The sequence below is a fragment of the Mycobacterium sp. RTGN4 genome (assembly GCF_033804635.1).
In the GTDB taxonomy this organism is placed as follows: Bacteria; Actinomycetota; Actinomycetes; order Mycobacteriales; family Mycobacteriaceae; genus Mycobacterium.
The window spans coordinates 145,674-160,965 of sequence record NZ_JAPZLB010000004.1 but is presented as its reverse complement, the minus strand read 5'-3'; the positions used below and the strand labels follow the sequence as shown (position 1 = coordinate 160,965).

Genomic DNA, 15,292 nt, shown 5'->3' with positions numbered 1-15,292 from the left:
TCGGCGCTCAACCCGTCGTTGTCGGAGTGGCCGCGCCACCCAGCTGCAGCAGTTGATCGGCCGTCCGCCGAGTCAGCTGCCAGGTGTCCCGCACCGGGGTGAACTCCATCGGGTAGGTGAACGTCTTGGCCGGGTCGTCGGACGTGCCGATCGTCACGGTGGCCGAGACGTTGCCCGGTGTGGTCGCCCAGGACAGGTCGGTGGCCTGGATGGTCAACGCCCTGAAGCCGCCGTCCCTGAGGGCTTGCCCGAAATTCCCGAGCGCGGCCACGTCGGCGGCACTGGAGTACTGCACCAGGCCGAGCTTCTGCTCAGCGGGAATCGAAGTGTCGGCGAGCCGGAACAGCACACCGGTGAGGGCGTCTGGGGCCGGAAGCGGCGCCCCCGTCGGCGCGGGGACGACGGCGGTGGTTGGCGTCGCCTGCTGGCTGGACGGCGGTGCGAGCGCGTCATCGGAGCTACACCCAGAAACACTGAGTGCCGCCACCAAGGTGACGGCACTCAGGGTCAAGACTTCGGCGCGGCGCACCGATTCAAATTAGCCCGAAGAACTCAGCAGAGCCAAGGCGGAATCCTTCGAGATCTGCCAGCCAGTGGCGCTCGGACCCTGGATGAAGGTCACGGGCTGCGTGTTGCTGACGCCGTTGTTCGCGGTCGCGGTCACGTTCGCTGTTGCGACGGGGCCGTTCTGGTCGATGTCGACGATGTTGAAGGTCAGCGGGAACAGCCCCTTGGCCTGCGCCTTGCTGAACGCCCGGTCGGCGGCAATGGTCTCGATACGACCGAGGCCACCCTCCACGTAGGTGCCCTTGGGGCCGGAGAACGAGCCACCCGCGGCGAGGCCGTTGAGGGTCTGCGTGAGCGGACCCGCCAGATTCGGTGCCGGATCAAGCGGCATGGGAACGCCGAACACGACTGGCTGGATCGCGTGAGTGGTCGGCGACGCACTCGATGCAATCGAAGTCACACCGCCCGCTGCTGCGGCTACCACAGCAACTGCTGCCACGCCGGTAACGAGGGTTTTCAGTGTCACGGCTTTCCTTTCGATGGGTCCAACTGAAGTAACAGGTTAACAAGTGTCCCTGGTGTGTCGAATTCCTACACCGCACACAAAGACTGAATCGCCGGTAGCTTTGAAGTTGTTACTGCACCAACTTTCGGTGCTTGGAGGGAGCGCAACATGAGTGAGCCAGAGCGTCCTGAATCCTTCGGAACTCCCATGTCCAGCGACGATGCTGCCGAACTAGAACAACTCCGCCGCGAAGCCGCCGCACTTCGTGAGCAACTGGAGCAAGCGGTCGGTCCCGACAGCGGTCTGCGCAGCGCCCGCGACGTACATCAGCTCGAAGCCAGGATCGACTCGCTCGCCGCCCGCAACGCCAAACTGATGGACACACTCAAGGAAGCCCGCCAGCAGTTGCTCGCCCTCCGCGAGGAGGTCGACCGGCTGGGCCAACCGCCCAGCGGTTACGGCGTACTGCTCGCGACTCACGAGGACGACACGGTCGACGTGTTCACCTCGGGCCGCAAGATGCGACTGACCTGCTCGCCGAACATCGAAGTCAAGGAGCTCAAGCAGGGCCAGACCGTGCGGCTCAACGAAGCGTTGACCGTCGTTGAGGCCGGCCACTTCGAATCCGTCGGTGAGATCAGCACGCTGCGCGAGATCCTCGCCGATGGACACAGGGCGCTCGTCGTCGGCCACGCCGACGAGGAGCGCATCGTGTGGCTGGCCGCGCCACTGGTCGCCCAGGAGTTCATCGACGACGACGTGGCCGAGCCGTTCGACGACGATCGTCGCGCCCGCAGGCTGCGGCCCGGCGACTCGCTTCTGGTCGACACCAAGGCGGGCTACGCCTTCGAGCGCATCCCCAAGGCCGAGGTCGAGGATCTCGTCCTGGAAGAGGTTCCGGACGTCAGCTACGAGGACATCGGCGGCCTTACCCGTCAGATCGAGCAGATCCGCGACGCCGTGGAACTGCCCTTCCTGCACAAGGAGCTCTACCGGGAGTACTCGTTGCGGCCGCCGAAGGGCGTGCTGCTCTACGGCCCGCCCGGATGCGGCAAGACGCTGATCGCCAAAGCCGTCGCCAACTCGTTGGCCAAGAAGATGGCCGAGGTCCGTGGCGAGGACGCACGCGAGGCGAAGTCGTACTTCCTCAACATCAAGGGCCCCGAGCTGCTCAACAAGTTCGTTGGCGAGACCGAGCGGCACATCCGCCTGATCTTCCAGCGCGCCAGGGAGAAGGCCTCCGAGGGCACCCCGGTGATCGTGTTCTTCGACGAGATGGACTCGATCTTCCGTACCCGCGGCACCGGCGTCAGCTCCGACGTGGAGACAACGGTTGTCCCGCAGCTGCTTTCGGAGATCGACGGCGTCGAGGGGTTGGAGAACGTCATCGTCATCGGCGCGTCCAACCGCGAGGACATGATCGATCCGGCGATCCTGCGGCCAGGACGGCTGGACGTCAAGATCAAGATCGAACGTCCGGATGCCGAATCCGCGCAAGACATCTTCAGCAAGTACCTCGTGGAGGACTTGCCGCTGCACGCCGATGACTTGGGCGAGTTCGGCGGCGATCGCGCGCTGTGCGTCAAGACGATGATCGAGAAGGTCGTCGACCGCATGTACGCCGAGATCGACGACAACCGGTTCCTGGAAGTCACGTACGCCAACGGTGACAAGGAAGTCATGTACTTCAAGGACTTCAACTCCGGTGCGATGATCCAGAACGTCGTCGACAGGTCGAAGAAGTACGCGATCAAGTCGGTGCTCGAATCGGGCCAGCACGGCCTGCGCATCCAGCACCTGCTGGATTCGATCGTCGACGAGTTCGCCGAGAACGAGGACCTGCCCAACACCACGAATCCCGATGACTGGGCCCGCATCTCGGGCAAGAAGGGCGAGCGGATCGTCTATATCCGCACGCTGGTCACCGGCAAGAGTTCGAGTGCTTCGCGGGCCATCGACACGGAATCGAATCTGGGGCAGTACCTCTAACCCTGGGTGCGCTCCATGTCGAGGTAGGCGTCGCGTCCGGCAAGGCTCACCGCGACGTCGGCGATCAGTGGCTCGAAGAACCGTTGCCGGTACAGCGGGTCGGTGCTCGTGCTGACGGTGAAGTACAGGCCGGAAAGCACCGCGACGAACAGCGACGTGTGCACGATCGTCTGCGGGATCGGGATGTGGATGCCGAACCACGTTCCGGCACAAGGAGGTTGACCCACCGCACACGTTTGTTCTGCGGACCACAGCACCGCGACGTCGTACGGGATCGCCACGATGCCGAGCGCGAGAAAGAATGCGAACAGGCCCGCGGTGAAGAACACCACCTGGATCGCCTGCGACACCACCATGACGGCGACGACATTGAATTGTTCGGCGCGCGAAAGGGGAGTGCGGACCGGCTCGTGGTCGAGCTCCCCGGCCAGCGGGGTGCCCGCGAGCAGCTGGCTCGGATCGGTTTGTTCGGCACGGTCTTCGCGCAGTGCCCGCACCTCGTCGCGGATGGTCGACACGACGAAGATCAGCGCGACCAGCGCCAGGAATCCGATGACCTGCCAAAGTCTTTTGCGCGTCATCCGGGCCGAGAGTTGCCACAGCTCGCCGCTGAAGTACACCAGCAGGGTGATCATCAGCAGCGGCAACGCCCGGCTCATCAACGTGCCAAGCGCGCCGAACTGCGCCCACGCGAATCGAAAGGCCCACCCCGCAATCGACCCGAAACCGAGATACGTCAGCCAGATCGCGACGAGCGTGATGACCACGAAGGCAGGCGCCTCGGCGGCCGCCGCGCCGGACCACCCACTGACCGTCACCGGCATGACCACCACGAAGGTGGCCATCACCAGCAGGGCGGCGCTGCGACGGCCCGCTTCGCCGAGCGTGGTTCCGCTTCGGTGCAACCCGTACAGCACGAACGGCGCGGCCACCAGGACGGCGCCGATGATGCCGAGCCGTAGCCCGTAGCCGTAATCCGGGCTGGCGCCGGTGACTTCGGCGAGCAGCATGGTCACCGCGGTGAGCGCGCCGACCCCGCTGACCATCGGAGCCGACCGTGCGATGAGGTCGCGTGAGCGGACCCGCCTCGAAAGTACGAGCGGGAGCCCACGATGCAGGAACCACTCGTGAACCTGCTGAACGTCGTACACGGCAGACATTGTGATGGATCCGCAGCCGCTATGGCGGGTTAACGCCCGGGCTCACCGGATTGTTGCGATAGCGGTTGCGCGCCAACAGAGTCAGTTTCAGGTCATCGATCAACGGATCGAGGAACCGCTGTCGATACTCACCGTCTCCGACGGCCCTGGCGCAGATGTACATGAACGTCAGCGCGGCGAGGAACAACGTGATGTGGATCAGCGCCTGCGGCACCGGCAGCGTCATCCCGAATAGCGTGCCGTCGCTCGAGCCGTTGCGCGTCCATGCCGCCAACAGTTCAGGACTCAACAGAATCAAACCCAGTACGAAGAACAGCGACGCGGTGACGATGGCGACCATCAGGATCTGCGCGAGCTGGGTCGCGGCGAGCACGAAGATCACGTTGAGCCATTCACCTTTGGTGAGCGGGTCCGGCTCATCGGGATCGGACATGTGCTCGAACGGGGTGTCCGCCAGTCGTTCGGCGTGCCGGGCCGATGCCGTCGCCGATTGCAGTAGCGGACTGGCCTTTTCGAACGTGCCCGATATGACGAAGACGGCGGCGATGACGATCAGCAGGCCAAGGGCGAGCCAGAGTCGCGGCGCACTGATGGTGGCCGACATGATCCACACGTAGGTGTTGAAGAAGACCAGCACCGAGAGCAGCACCACCGGCAGCGCACGGATCAGTAGGGCTCCCGCCGCGGCGAACTGCGACAGCGTCAGCCGAATCGCCCAGCCGATGATGGAACCGACGCCAGAGCTCGTCAGGGCCAGCGTCGAGGCCACCACCGCAGCCGTCGCCAGAAGGCCAAATCCGCCGTCCGAGATCGCTGCGGCGCCGGCGCAGAAGGCGACGGAAATCGTCGAGGTGATGGCCTGGGCGCGATTGGTGGTCATTCGGGCAACCGCCCAGCCGCTGATCGCCGCCAACGGCAGTGCGAGGGCGACGATCCCGAGCACGACCCATTCGACCGCGCTCGGTTCGCCGTCGATGTCGACGCGTGTGTGGCCGGTGAGTAGGAAGATCGTCAGCGCGCAGCCCGTCACGACGGCGAAGCCAGTCAGCGCGGGCGCCGACCGCGACCACGCCGCGCGAAGTCGCGCGCGGCGCGTCACGACGGATGGCAGGCCATGGTCGAGGAACCACCGTTCGGCGGCGCGCCGGGCAGCGATGGCTGATGTCATTCGCGATCCTGCGGGGAGCCCACGGGTAAGTTGACCAACTCCGGGACCGGGCCGCAAGCACCTGCGGTGAGCGCGGCTAGGCTTGCCCCCATGCAGCGGATCATAGGAACCGAGGTCGAATACGGCATCTCATCGCCGTCTGATCCGACCGCGAATCCGATCCTGACGTCGACCCAGGCGGTACTGGCCTATGCGGCCGCCGCGGGCATCCAGCGCGCCAAGCGGACTCGGTGGGACTACGAGGTGGAGTCGCCACTGCGCGACGCACGTGGCTTCGATCTGAGCAGGTCCGCCGGCCCGCCTCCGATAGTGGATGCCGACGAGGTCGGCGCGGCGAACATGATCCTGACCAACGGCGCCCGGCTATACGTCGATCACGCCCATCCGGAGTACGCGGCGCCAGAAGTGACCGATCCGATTGACGCGGTGATCTGGGACAAGGCCGGCGAACGGGTGATGGAGGCCGCGGCGCGCCACGTCGCGAGCGTGCCAGGGGCCGCGAAGTTGCAGTTGTACAAGAACAACGTCGACGGCAAGGGCGCGTCGTACGGCTCGCATGAGAACTACCTGATGTCACGCCAGACACCGTTCTCCGCCGTCATTGCGGGCCTGACGCCCTTCCTCGTGTCACGCCAGGTGATCACCGGTTCGGGACGGGTGGGAATCGGTCCGTCGGGCGACGAGCCCGGCTTTCAGCTGACGCAGCGCGCGGACTACATCGAAGTCGAGGTGGGGCTGGAGACCACACTCAAGCGCGGAATCATCAACACGCGCGACGAGCCGCATGCCGACGCGGACAAGTACCGGCGCCTGCACGTCATCATCGGCGACGCCAACCTCGCGGAGACGTCGACCTACCTCAAGGTGGGCACCACGGCACTCGTGCTCGACCTGATCGAAGAGGGCTTCGACCTCGCGGATCTGGCCTTGGCCAGGCCGGTGCATGCGGTGCACGTCATCAGTCGGGACCCCTCGCTGCGAGCGACGGTGGCGCTGGCCGACGGGCGTGAGCTGACCGCCCTTGCGCTGCAACGCATCTATCTCGACCGGGTGGCCAAGCTGGTCGACAGCCGGGACCCGGATCCAAGTGCGGCCAGGGTCGTGGAAACGTGGGCGGAAGTGCTCGACCTGCTCGAGCGCGATCCCATGGAATGCGCGGAAATTCTCGACTGGCCAGCCAAACTGCGTCTGCTCGAAGGCTTCCGGCAGCGCGAGAACCTCGGATGGTCGGCGCCGCGCCTGCATCTCGTCGACCTGCAGTACTCCGACGTCCGATTGGACAAGGGGCTGTACAACCGGTTGGTGGCCCGAGGGTCGATGAAGCGGCTCGTCACCGAGCAGCAGGTGATCGATGCCGTCGACAATCCGCCGACCGACACCAGGGCCTACTTCCGCGGGGAGTGCCTTCGCAGGTTCGGGGCCGACATCGCGGCGGCCAGTTGGGACTCGGTCATCTTCGATCTGGGCGGTGACTCACTGGTCCGCATTCCCACCCTCGAACCGCTGCGTGGAAGCAAGGCGCACGTAGGGGCGTTGCTCGACTCGGTGAACAGCGCCGCAGAGCTGGTCGAACAGCTGACCAACTGACGTGTCTGCGGGGCTCTTCGCGGTTCGCGACGAGCGCGCTATCCCGAGAAATCTGGACGTTGACCGGTAGTGTGGAGTGACAGGCGGAGCACGTGAGTCCGCTGATGAGAAGTAGGAGGCACCGATGGCCCAAGAGCAGACCAAGCGTGGCGGTGGCGGCGGAGATGACGACGACCAAACCGGCAGCACGGCCGCGGGCCAGGAGCGTCGCGAAAAACTGACCGAAGACACCGATGATCTGCTCGACGAGATCGACGACGTGCTCGAGGAGAATGCCGAGGACTTCGTCAGGGCATACGTCCAAAAGGGCGGACAGTGACCTGGCCGCACCGCGATCGGCTGCCCTTCTCTCAACCTCTCTCCACGGCGTTCGGATCTTCTGGTCAAGTGGACTCGTCCTCGTTCTCTGATCTTCTGCGCAGGCAGGCGGCGCATCTGCTGCCTGGCGGAAGCGGAGAACCGCTCGGGTCTAACGCCGGTGCTGCTGGGTCTGCCGGCGCTTCCCTGCCGCACGGCACCACGATCGTCGCGCTGAAGTTCCCGGGCGGCGTGCTGATCGCGGGTGATCGGCGCGCGACCCAGGGCAACATGATCGCGAGCCGCGACGTGCAGAAGGTGTACATCGCCGACGATTACACGGCGACCGGCATTGCGGGCACGGCGGCGTTCGCCGTCGAGTTCGCCCGGTTGTACGCGGTCGAACTCGAGCACTACGAGAAGCTCGAGGGAGTGCCGCTGACCTTCGCGGGCAAGGTGAATCGGCTTGCGATCATGGTGCGCGGAAACTTGGGCGCAGCACTGCAGGGCTTCGTGGCACTGCCACTGCTGGTCGGATACGACCTCCACGACGCTGACCCGCAGGCGGCGGGCCGGATCGTGTCGTTCGACGCGGCGGGCGGCTGGAATCTCGAAGAAGAGGGCTATCAGTCGGTCGGCTCGGGGTCGATCTTCGCGAAGTCGTCGATCAAGAAGCTCTACTCGCGCGTCACCGATGCCGACTCTGCGTTGCGGGTTGCCGTCGAGGCGCTCTACGACGCCGCGGACGACGATTCGGCCACTGGCGGACCGGACCTGGTTCGCGGCATCTATCCCACCGCCGTGGTGATCGAGGCCGAAGGAGCCGTCGAGGTCGCGGAGCAGCGCATCGCCGGTGTGGCGCGGGAGGTCATCGAAAGTCGCACCCGCGCAGATACATTCGGCCAGACTGACGGGAAGGCCGAGCTATGAGCTTTCCCTATTTCATCTCGCCCGAACAGGCGATGCGCGAGCGGTCGGAACTTGCGCGCAAGGGCATTGCCCGCGGCCGCAGCGTGGTCGCCCTTGCCTACTCCGGCGGCGTGCTGTTCGTGGCGGAGAACCCGTCCCGTTCACTGCAAAAGGTCAGCGAGATCTACGACCGCGTTGGCTTCGCCGCCGTCGGGCGGTTCAACGAGTTCGACAATCTGCGCCGCGGCGGCATTCAGTGGGCCGACACCCGCGGATATGCCTACGACAGGCGTGACGTGACGGGTCGGCAGCTGGCCAACGTCTACGCACAGACCCTCGGCACCATCTTCACGGAGCAGGCCAAACCGTACGAGGTCGAGCTCTGCGTTGCCGAAGTGGCGCACTACGGCGAAACCAAGTTGCCCGAGCTCTACCGGATCACCTATGACGGCTCCATCGCCGACGAGCCTCACTTCGTGGTGATGGGCGGCACGACCGAACCGATCTCGAACGCGCTCAACGACTCGTACACCGAGAACGCCAGTCTCAGTGAGGCGGCTAAGGTCGCGGTCGACGCGTTGAAGGCCGGCGCAGCGGGCACCGCGGGCAATGGCGCCGAGGCCAGGACGCTTGGACCGTCGACGCTCGAGATCGCGATCCTGGACGCCAATCGACCCAGGCGAGCGTTCCGTCGCATTACCGGCTCTGCGCTGGAAGCGCTGCTGCCGGTGGAGGATTCGGCTTAGCAGGTCATTTACTCGACGTCTTCGTCGGCCTTGCCGGTGACGACTTCCTTGATCTTGTCGACCGAATGCGTGGCGATGTCGATCGAGCTTGCGACGATGCCTTCGACGCCGCCGGAGACGTCGCCCTTCAGGATGTGGCCTGCGCTTTCGACGATGTCTGCGGACCTCTCGACTGCGTTGGTCGCGATGTCCTTGACCGCCTCAATGGCGTCTTTGGGATCGATGCCCACGGCACTCTCCTCTTCGTTGGATTTGGCCCAACACTAGTGGCATTCAGCGCGGTCGGGGCGAGGCACTGGCGTCCCGGAGGTGGAGCTCCATCGTGTTGCGTAGGTCGACGACGAAGGCCTCGAATTGCCGCAGTACTTCGGGGGAGTAGTACGACATCATGTCGTCGAATCGCTCGGCCAAAGGGCCGAAGTACTCCGAGGCGAGCTCACCGACGTGTTCGGTGGTGTGCAGGGTGACCACACGTCGATCCGAGTGCTCGCGGGTGCGCACCACATGATGCGCCTGCTCCAGTCGGTTGACCAGCGCCGTTGTCGCACCGGAGGACAAGGAGATTCGCTCGCTGAGCCTGGCCGGCGATAGTGGGTCGCCGCGCTCCTCCGCAGCCGATATCTCCAGCAGTGCTACTGCGTCGGTGTAGTGCAGGTTTAGCCAGGCGGCGAAGCGGCGGCTGAACTCGGTGAAGGTGGCGCCGTAGCCACGCATTTCCTCCATGAGTCGAGTGCGCTGAGCCGCGACATCGTCAGGCGTTGACTCCGCCATTGGTTGACCTTCCTGAGCTCTGTGTTTAGCGCGCTACTATCGCGGATAAACCTTCACCATCAAAATACTTCACTGTAAAGGCAACTACTCCAATGCGCGTCTCGGATACCGCCAAGCGGTGGCTCGGGTTGGTCGCGATCGCCCTCGGCGTGGCGCTGATCGTGGTCGACACCACCATCGTCAACGTCATCGTCCCGTCGATCGTCCGCGATCTGGGCGTCACTTCCGTTCAAGCGCAGTGGATCCAGGAGTCCTACGCGATCGTCTTCGCCGCGTTGTTGCTCCTCGTCGGGCGGGTGGCCGACATCCTGGGTGCCCGGCGCGTCTTCCTCGCCGGGGTGATCCTCTTCGGCGCGACGAGCCTGTTGGCCGGGCTGGCACCCACCGGCGAAATGTTGGTGCTCGCGCGATTCCTCCAAGGCGCAGGGGCGGCCTTGATCCTGCCGACGTCCCTCGCCTTATTGAATGCGTCGTTTACGGGGAAGGCGCGCGGTCAGGCCTTCGCGGTGTGGGGTTCGACCATCGGGGCGGCCACCGCGCTTGGTCCGCTGCTCGGCGGCTGGCTGTCCGAACATGCTTCGTGGCGTTGGGCTTTCGGCATCAACATCCCCCTGGTCGTGGTCATCTGCATCGCTGCACTGGCGTTCATCAAGCGCTCCCCGCGCACCACGGGTCGGGTGGACGTCGTCGGCGCGGTGTTGTCGATCGTCGGACTGGGGCTGCTCGCGTTCGGCCTCATCGAAGGCCGCACGTACGGCTGGATCCGGACCATCGAACCCTTCAAGCTCTTCGGCCTCACGTGGAGCAGCAATCCGTCTCCCGTGCTGATCGCATTGATCCTGGCGACGATCGCCCTGGTCGCGTTCACCGCGCGTCAGGTCACCTTGAGCCGCTCGGGCGAACCAGGACAGCCGACCACGGCCTTGATGGACGTCAGGCTGTTCTCGATCGGCTCGTTCCGGAACGGCAACATCGCCACCCTGATCATCGGGCTCGGCGAATTCGGCATCGTGGCCGTGCTGCCACTGTGGCTGCAGTTCGCACTGGGCTACAGCCCCGTCGAGGCAGGGCTCGCGCTGGTGCCCGTAGCCGTCGGCAGCTTCGTCGCCAGCGGTGCGAGTTTCGGCCTCGCCGCGAAGATGTCGCCGCTAGGGCTTGTCCGGCTCGGGCTGGCGCTGGAGGTCGTGGGATTGGCGGTGCTGGGCTTCGTCGCGCGGCCGGACAGCCCGTGGTGGGAGATTGCCTTGGCGCTGTTCTTCTATGGCATCGGAGTGGGATTCGCGACGGCTCAAGTCACCAACGTGGTGCTGGTCGACGTGCCGGAGCCGAGCGCCGGTCAAGGCTCCGGTGTGCAAAGCGTGTTCCGTCAGCTGGGGTCCGCGCTCGGCATCGCAGTCTTGACGACGACGTTCTTCAGCGTGCTTGGATCCCGCCTCAGTGGCGAATTGGCGGCGTCGGGGGTACCCGCCGGCCAGGCCGACCAGCTGACTCGCGCCGTGGTCGGCAGTGCGGGCGCGGCGATCGACGGGCTGGCCGCGCAACCGCAGACCGCTGCGGTGGCCGACGCTGCGCGGGCGGCGATGGCGCACGGCATATCCCTGGGCAGCTACCTTGCCGCGGCGTTCCTACTCGCCGGACTCGTTGCAACACTGCTTATTACGGCATCACGGCCCGAAACAGAGGCGCTGCCCGAAGGTGTCGAGCAGCAAGCGGTCGGTCGCCACCGCAGGGACTGATCAGTCGCCCGAGCTAGATGGAACCCGGCATACCGCCCATGCCCGCCGACGGCATCACCATCGGAGGAGGCGAGATCGGCATCTCGACCGGTGGTGGGGGCGCCTCAATCGGTGGTGGTGCCACGATTGGTGGTGGTGCCACGATTGGTGGTGGTGCCACGATTGGCGGCGGTGCTTCGATCGGTGGCGGCGGTGCCTCGACCGGTGGCGGTGGTGGCTGTGGAACGTACGGACTTCCCACACACGCCGCATCGGCGGGATTGCTCATGCACGAAGGATCCAGCGGTCCGGTGGGAGGTGGGGGAGATGAAGGCGGAGGCGGGCCCTGCCAATACGGACCGCCCTCACAGACGGGGTCCGTTGGCATCTGTATGCACAGCGGGTCGTCCGGACCCGTCGGTGCATCGGAGCTAAATTGGCCGAGCGAAAGGGGCGCAACGAGGGGGCCTGCAACGCTTGGTGTTGCGTTCGCCGGACCGGCCATACCCGCCTGAGTTAGCCCGACGAGTGCAATGGCGGTGGCCATTTTCGTCATCGTGCCCCGGACGCGTGAACCCAATTCCGAATTCATCGATCGCTCCTCGAAGTTTGCCGATATCGGTGCACCACCGGCCATCGTCGCAGACTTGTTGCCGGTAGGGGCCTAAAACAGCGATCGCGGAGACGCATTCGCACAGGTAATTGACGTTGCCGAAGACGAGTGTCTGTCAGAACGGTGGTGCGTTGTTGTCGATGGTCGCTTGGTTGCGTTGGCGTTCGCGTCGGATGCGGGCGGCGTGTTCGGCGCTTCGGGTGCGTTTGCGCAGCGGCATCTTGAGGGCGCGTTCGGTCGGTGGTGCCCCGTTCGCCGGGTTGGCGGGCGGGCCGGGGGTGGTGGTGTCCCAGTGCGGGAACAGCAGGCGGCTGCCCGGTGGGCTGCGGTACTGGTGTCCGGTGGGTGCGGTCCAGACGATGGTGCCGTCGGGCGACTGTTGGTCCTGCCAGCCGGAGGCTCCGGTCCAGAAGGTCTTGAGCAAGTGATGTTTTCGGCATAGGCAGCGCAGGTTGGCTGGGTGGGTGGGCCCGCGCCCATAGGGGATCGCGTGGTCCAGATCGCAGTATTCGGCGGGGCGGTGGCAGCCGGGTTGGCAACACGTCAAGTCGCGGGCCCGCACGAAGCGGGCCAGCTTGGCCGAGGGTCGGTAGCCGGGTTCGACACCCAGGGCGGCGGGGTCGGCGATGGGGCGCACCACCGCACCCATGCGGGCCAGTTCGGCTAGTAGTGGGGCCGGGACGATCCCGCCGCCGGCGATGACCGCGGTACCCGCACACGACGGGGTGGCGGCAGGGGTGGGGTCCGGAGTGGGCCCGCTCGGCCCGTCCGGTGCGGTGGGTCCGTTTGGATTGGGATTGGGGTCGGGGTGGTGGTCGGTGAGTACGTGGATGACGACGGCCTCGGCGCGGGCGTCGGTGCCGCTGTGGGGGCAGTCGGGATCTTCGCAGCGGCACGGCAGCATCGTCCCGCCGGCCATCACCACCCCGAGGGCATCGGAGCGCCGTTCGCCCAGGGTGCGCGGATCGGTGCGGCACACCGCGGTGGCCATCGCCTCCAGTCGGCGTTTGAGCAGTTCGCCGTCGGTGCTCTGCAGCCGACCCCACAGCGACACCGTGCCGGTGGTGTCGTCTTGGGTGCCCACTCCGATGTCGCGGCCCCGGGCCGCGGCCCGGTAGGCCAGCACCGCGGCCGGATCGTGGCGGTCGATCAACGCGTCGACGGTGGTTTCCAGTTTGGCCGCCGACAACCGACCCCAGCCGGTGATGGCGGCGGCCAACTCCGCGTCCACCCTGTCGAGCACGGCTGGGTCCTCGATGAGGTGGGTGCGCCAGCACAGCAGCGTGGCCAGCGCCGCGGTGATCTCCCCGGCGGCCAACAGGGCTCCGATCCTTGGGAGCCGGTCCCGTAGCGCCAGCCCCTGGTGCATCACGGTGGAGGCGGCCCGCGGGCTGATCATCAGGGCGGCGCCGATCTCGGCGGCGCAGCCATCCCACGCGTCGCAGGCCCAGTACTGGCGCTCCAGGGCGACTTCGGAAGTGCAGCGTCGGTCGGTCAACTCCGCGACCGCGGCGAAGCGCCGGGCCGCGGCGGTCGCCTCGGCCCGAGCCGAGGCACTGATCTCATCGATCAGTGCCCCGTCGCTCACCGACTTCTCGAACATGCATTCGATTATCCAAGGATCCGCCGACTCGCCGCCAGCCCCAAACTCCGATCTGTGGATGAAACGCAGACTGTGCACAACCGTGGTCAAACTAGCGAAATTGTCGGTGGCGCATGCTATTTGGACATGGCCACTACGCGGCGTATCGACCGAACGCTGCCGCTACGACCGCGCCAACCCGACGAAGACGAGCCCAGGAATCCGCGTCGGGGCGAAGACATACGAGGCGGTCAACACATGAGTGAGGTTGATGAATGCCCACCGAAGCGCTTTCCAACTCGGTGGTCATGTCAAACCGTTACGGACGCCCTCGCGCGTGTCAATACGCAGTCAAGCGCCAACCAGTAGTCTCGAACACGTGCAGCGGCGAATCATGGGTATCGAGACCGAATTCGGTGTGACGTGCACTTTTCACGGCCACCGCAGGCTCAGCCCGGACGAGGTGGCCCGCTATCTCTTCCGGCGGGTCGTGTCTTGGGGCCGTAGTTCGAACGTCTTCCTCCGCAACGGTGCGCGGCTGTATCTCGACGTGGGCTCGCACCCCGAGTACGCAACCGCCGAGTGCGACAGCCTGATTCAGTTGGTCACTCATGACCGCGCAGGCGAACGGGTGCTCGAGGACCTGTTGATCGATGCCGAGCAGCGGCTGGCCGACGAGGGCATCGGCGGCGACATCTACCTGTTCAAGAACAACACCGACTCCGCGGGCAACTCGTACGGCTGCCATGAGAACTACCTCATCGTGCGGGCGGGCGAGTTCTCCCGGATCTCCGACGTCCTGCTGCCCTTCCTGGTGACGCGTCAGCTGATCTGCGGCGCGGGCAAGGTGCTGCAGACGCCCAAGGCGGCCACGTTCTGCCTGAGCCAGCGCGCCGAACACATCTGGGAGGGCGTGTCGAGCGCCACCACGCGCAGCAGGCCGATCATCAACACGCGCGACGAGCCACACGCCGACGCAGAGAAGTACCGCAGGCTGCACGTCATCGTGGGCGACTCCAACATGTGCGAGTCCTCGACCATGCTCAAGGTGGGCACCGCGGCGCTGGTGCTCGAGATGATCGAGGCCGGCGTCCCCTTCCGCGACTTCTCACTGGACAATCCGATTCGCGCGATTCGCGAGGTCAGCCACGATCTCACCGGTCGCCGGCCGGTGCGGCTCGCAGGCGGCAGGCAGGCCAGCGCCCTGGACATCCAGCGCGAGTACTACAGCCGCGCGGTCGAACATCTCCAGACGCGCGAACCCAACGCGCAGATCGAGCAGGTCGTCGATCTGTGGGGGCGTCAGCTCGACGCCGTCGAAAGTCAGGATTTCGCCAAGGTCGACACCGAGATCGACTGGGTCATCAAGCGCAAGCTCTTCCAGCGCTACCAGGATCGCTACAGCATGGAACTGTCCGATCCCAAGATCGCGCAGCTCGACTTGGCCTATCACGACATCAAGCGCGGCCGCGGGGTGTTCGACCTGTTGCAGCGCAAGGGTTTGGCGGCCCGCATCACCACCGACGAGGAGATTGAGGCCGCCGTCAACGAGCCGCCCCAGACCACCAGGGCCAAGTTGCGCGGAGAGTTCATCAGCGCGGCGCAAGCCGCCGGCCGCGACTTCACCGTCGACTGGGTCCACCTCAAGCTCAACGACCAGGCGCAGCGCACCGTGCTGTGCAAGGACCCGTTCCGATCCGTCGACGAACGCGTCAAGCGACTCATCGCAAGCATGTGATCGAG

At 65.7% G+C, this 15,292-nt stretch carries 15 protein-coding genes; 7 read left to right on the top strand and 8 right to left on the bottom strand.

Translation table 11 applies throughout. The annotated features are described in order from the left end of the window. Positions 1-7 precede the first annotated feature (7 nt). Positions 8-529: a hypothetical protein gene (locus SLQ30_RS10620; protein ID WP_319446236.1), complete on the bottom strand. Its 522-nt coding sequence runs from the start codon at positions 527-529 to the stop codon at positions 8-10. A 9-nt stretch (positions 530-538) separates the two neighbouring features. Then, positions 539-1,033: a hypothetical protein gene (locus tag SLQ30_RS10615; RefSeq protein ID WP_319446235.1), complete on the bottom strand. Its 495-nt coding sequence runs from the start codon at positions 1,031-1,033 to the stop codon at positions 539-541. Between the two features lie 147 nt (positions 1,034-1,180). Between SLQ30_RS10615 and arc the strand changes: the two genes are divergently transcribed. Further along, positions 1,181-3,001, top strand: a complete 1,821-nt coding sequence (arc, locus tag SLQ30_RS10610) for a proteasome ATPase (protein WP_319446234.1) — start codon at positions 1,181-1,183, stop codon at positions 2,999-3,001. On the opposite strand, the gene SLQ30_RS10605 is transcribed toward arc, so the two are convergent. Together SLQ30_RS10605 and SLQ30_RS10600 are read right to left on the bottom strand one after the other, a co-directional pair. Beyond that, positions 2,998-4,161: a hypothetical protein gene (locus SLQ30_RS10605; protein WP_319446233.1), complete on the bottom strand. Its 1,164-nt coding sequence runs from the start codon at positions 4,159-4,161 to the stop codon at positions 2,998-3,000. The genes arc and SLQ30_RS10605 overlap by 4 nt on opposite strands. 19 nt (positions 4,162-4,180) lie before the next feature. Further along, positions 4,181-5,329, bottom strand: coding sequence for a hypothetical protein (locus SLQ30_RS10600; RefSeq protein WP_319446232.1), 1,149 nt, complete (start codon positions 5,327-5,329; stop codon positions 4,181-4,183). A gap of 90 nt (positions 5,330-5,419) precedes the next feature. On the opposite strand from SLQ30_RS10600, the gene dop reads away from it, so the two are divergent. The 4 genes from dop (at position 5,420) to prcA (ending at position 8,868) form a co-directional block, all read left to right on the top strand. Then, positions 5,420-6,916 carry a depupylase/deamidase Dop gene (gene dop / locus SLQ30_RS10595; RefSeq protein ID WP_319446231.1) on the top strand — a complete coding sequence of 499 codons (1,497 nt, stop codon included), beginning with the start codon at positions 5,420-5,422 and terminating at the stop codon, positions 6,914-6,916. Positions 6,917-7,040: 124 nt separating this feature from the next. Continuing rightward, a complete protein-coding gene (locus SLQ30_RS10590) occupies positions 7,041-7,235 on the top strand; it encodes a ubiquitin-like protein Pup (protein ID WP_319446230.1) in 195 nt (64 codons plus the stop codon). Then, positions 7,232-8,143: a proteasome subunit beta gene (gene prcB, locus SLQ30_RS10585; protein ID WP_413467989.1), complete on the top strand. Its 912-nt coding sequence runs from the start codon at positions 7,232-7,234 to the stop codon at positions 8,141-8,143. The genes SLQ30_RS10590 and prcB overlap by 4 nt, the downstream gene beginning before the upstream one ends. After that, on the top strand, positions 8,140-8,868 hold the full coding sequence (prcA, locus tag SLQ30_RS10580; RefSeq protein ID WP_319446229.1) for a proteasome subunit alpha: 729 nt from the start codon (positions 8,140-8,142) through the stop codon (positions 8,866-8,868). The genes prcB and prcA overlap by 4 nt, the downstream gene beginning before the upstream one ends. Positions 8,869-8,876: 8 nt before the next feature. On the opposite strand, the gene SLQ30_RS10575 is transcribed toward prcA, so the two are convergent. Both SLQ30_RS10575 and SLQ30_RS10570 read right to left on the bottom strand, forming a co-directional pair. Then, positions 8,877-9,098 (bottom strand): hypothetical protein, encoded by a 222-nt coding sequence (locus tag SLQ30_RS10575; RefSeq protein WP_319446228.1) that lies wholly within the window; start codon positions 9,096-9,098, stop codon positions 8,877-8,879. Between the two features lie 43 nt (positions 9,099-9,141). Then, positions 9,142-9,639, bottom strand: coding sequence for a MarR family winged helix-turn-helix transcriptional regulator (locus SLQ30_RS10570; RefSeq protein WP_319446227.1), 498 nt, complete (start codon positions 9,637-9,639; stop codon positions 9,142-9,144). A gap of 92 nt (positions 9,640-9,731) precedes the next feature. Here SLQ30_RS10570 and SLQ30_RS10565 point away from each other — a divergent pair, with 92 nt between their 5' ends. Beyond that, the gene (locus SLQ30_RS10565; protein ID WP_319446226.1) at positions 9,732-11,375 is read left to right on the top strand and encodes a DHA2 family efflux MFS transporter permease subunit; all 1,644 of its coding nucleotides are present in this window, start codon (positions 9,732-9,734) and stop codon (positions 11,373-11,375) included. Between the two features lie 13 nt (positions 11,376-11,388). On the opposite strand, the gene SLQ30_RS10560 is transcribed toward SLQ30_RS10565, so the two are convergent. Both SLQ30_RS10560 and SLQ30_RS10555 read right to left on the bottom strand, forming a co-directional pair. Continuing rightward, positions 11,389-11,643, bottom strand: a complete 255-nt coding sequence (locus SLQ30_RS10560; RefSeq protein WP_319446225.1) for a hypothetical protein — start codon at positions 11,641-11,643, stop codon at positions 11,389-11,391. A gap of 439 nt (positions 11,644-12,082) precedes the next feature. Next, positions 12,083-13,570, bottom strand: coding sequence for an HNH endonuclease signature motif containing protein (locus SLQ30_RS10555; RefSeq protein WP_319446224.1), 1,488 nt, complete (start codon positions 13,568-13,570; stop codon positions 12,083-12,085). 358 nt (positions 13,571-13,928) lie between these two features. On the opposite strand from SLQ30_RS10555, the gene pafA reads away from it, so the two are divergent. Then, on the top strand, positions 13,929-15,287 hold the full coding sequence (pafA, locus tag SLQ30_RS10550) for a Pup--protein ligase (RefSeq protein WP_319446223.1): 1,359 nt from the start codon (positions 13,929-13,931) through the stop codon (positions 15,285-15,287). Positions 15,288-15,292 lie beyond the last annotated feature (5 nt).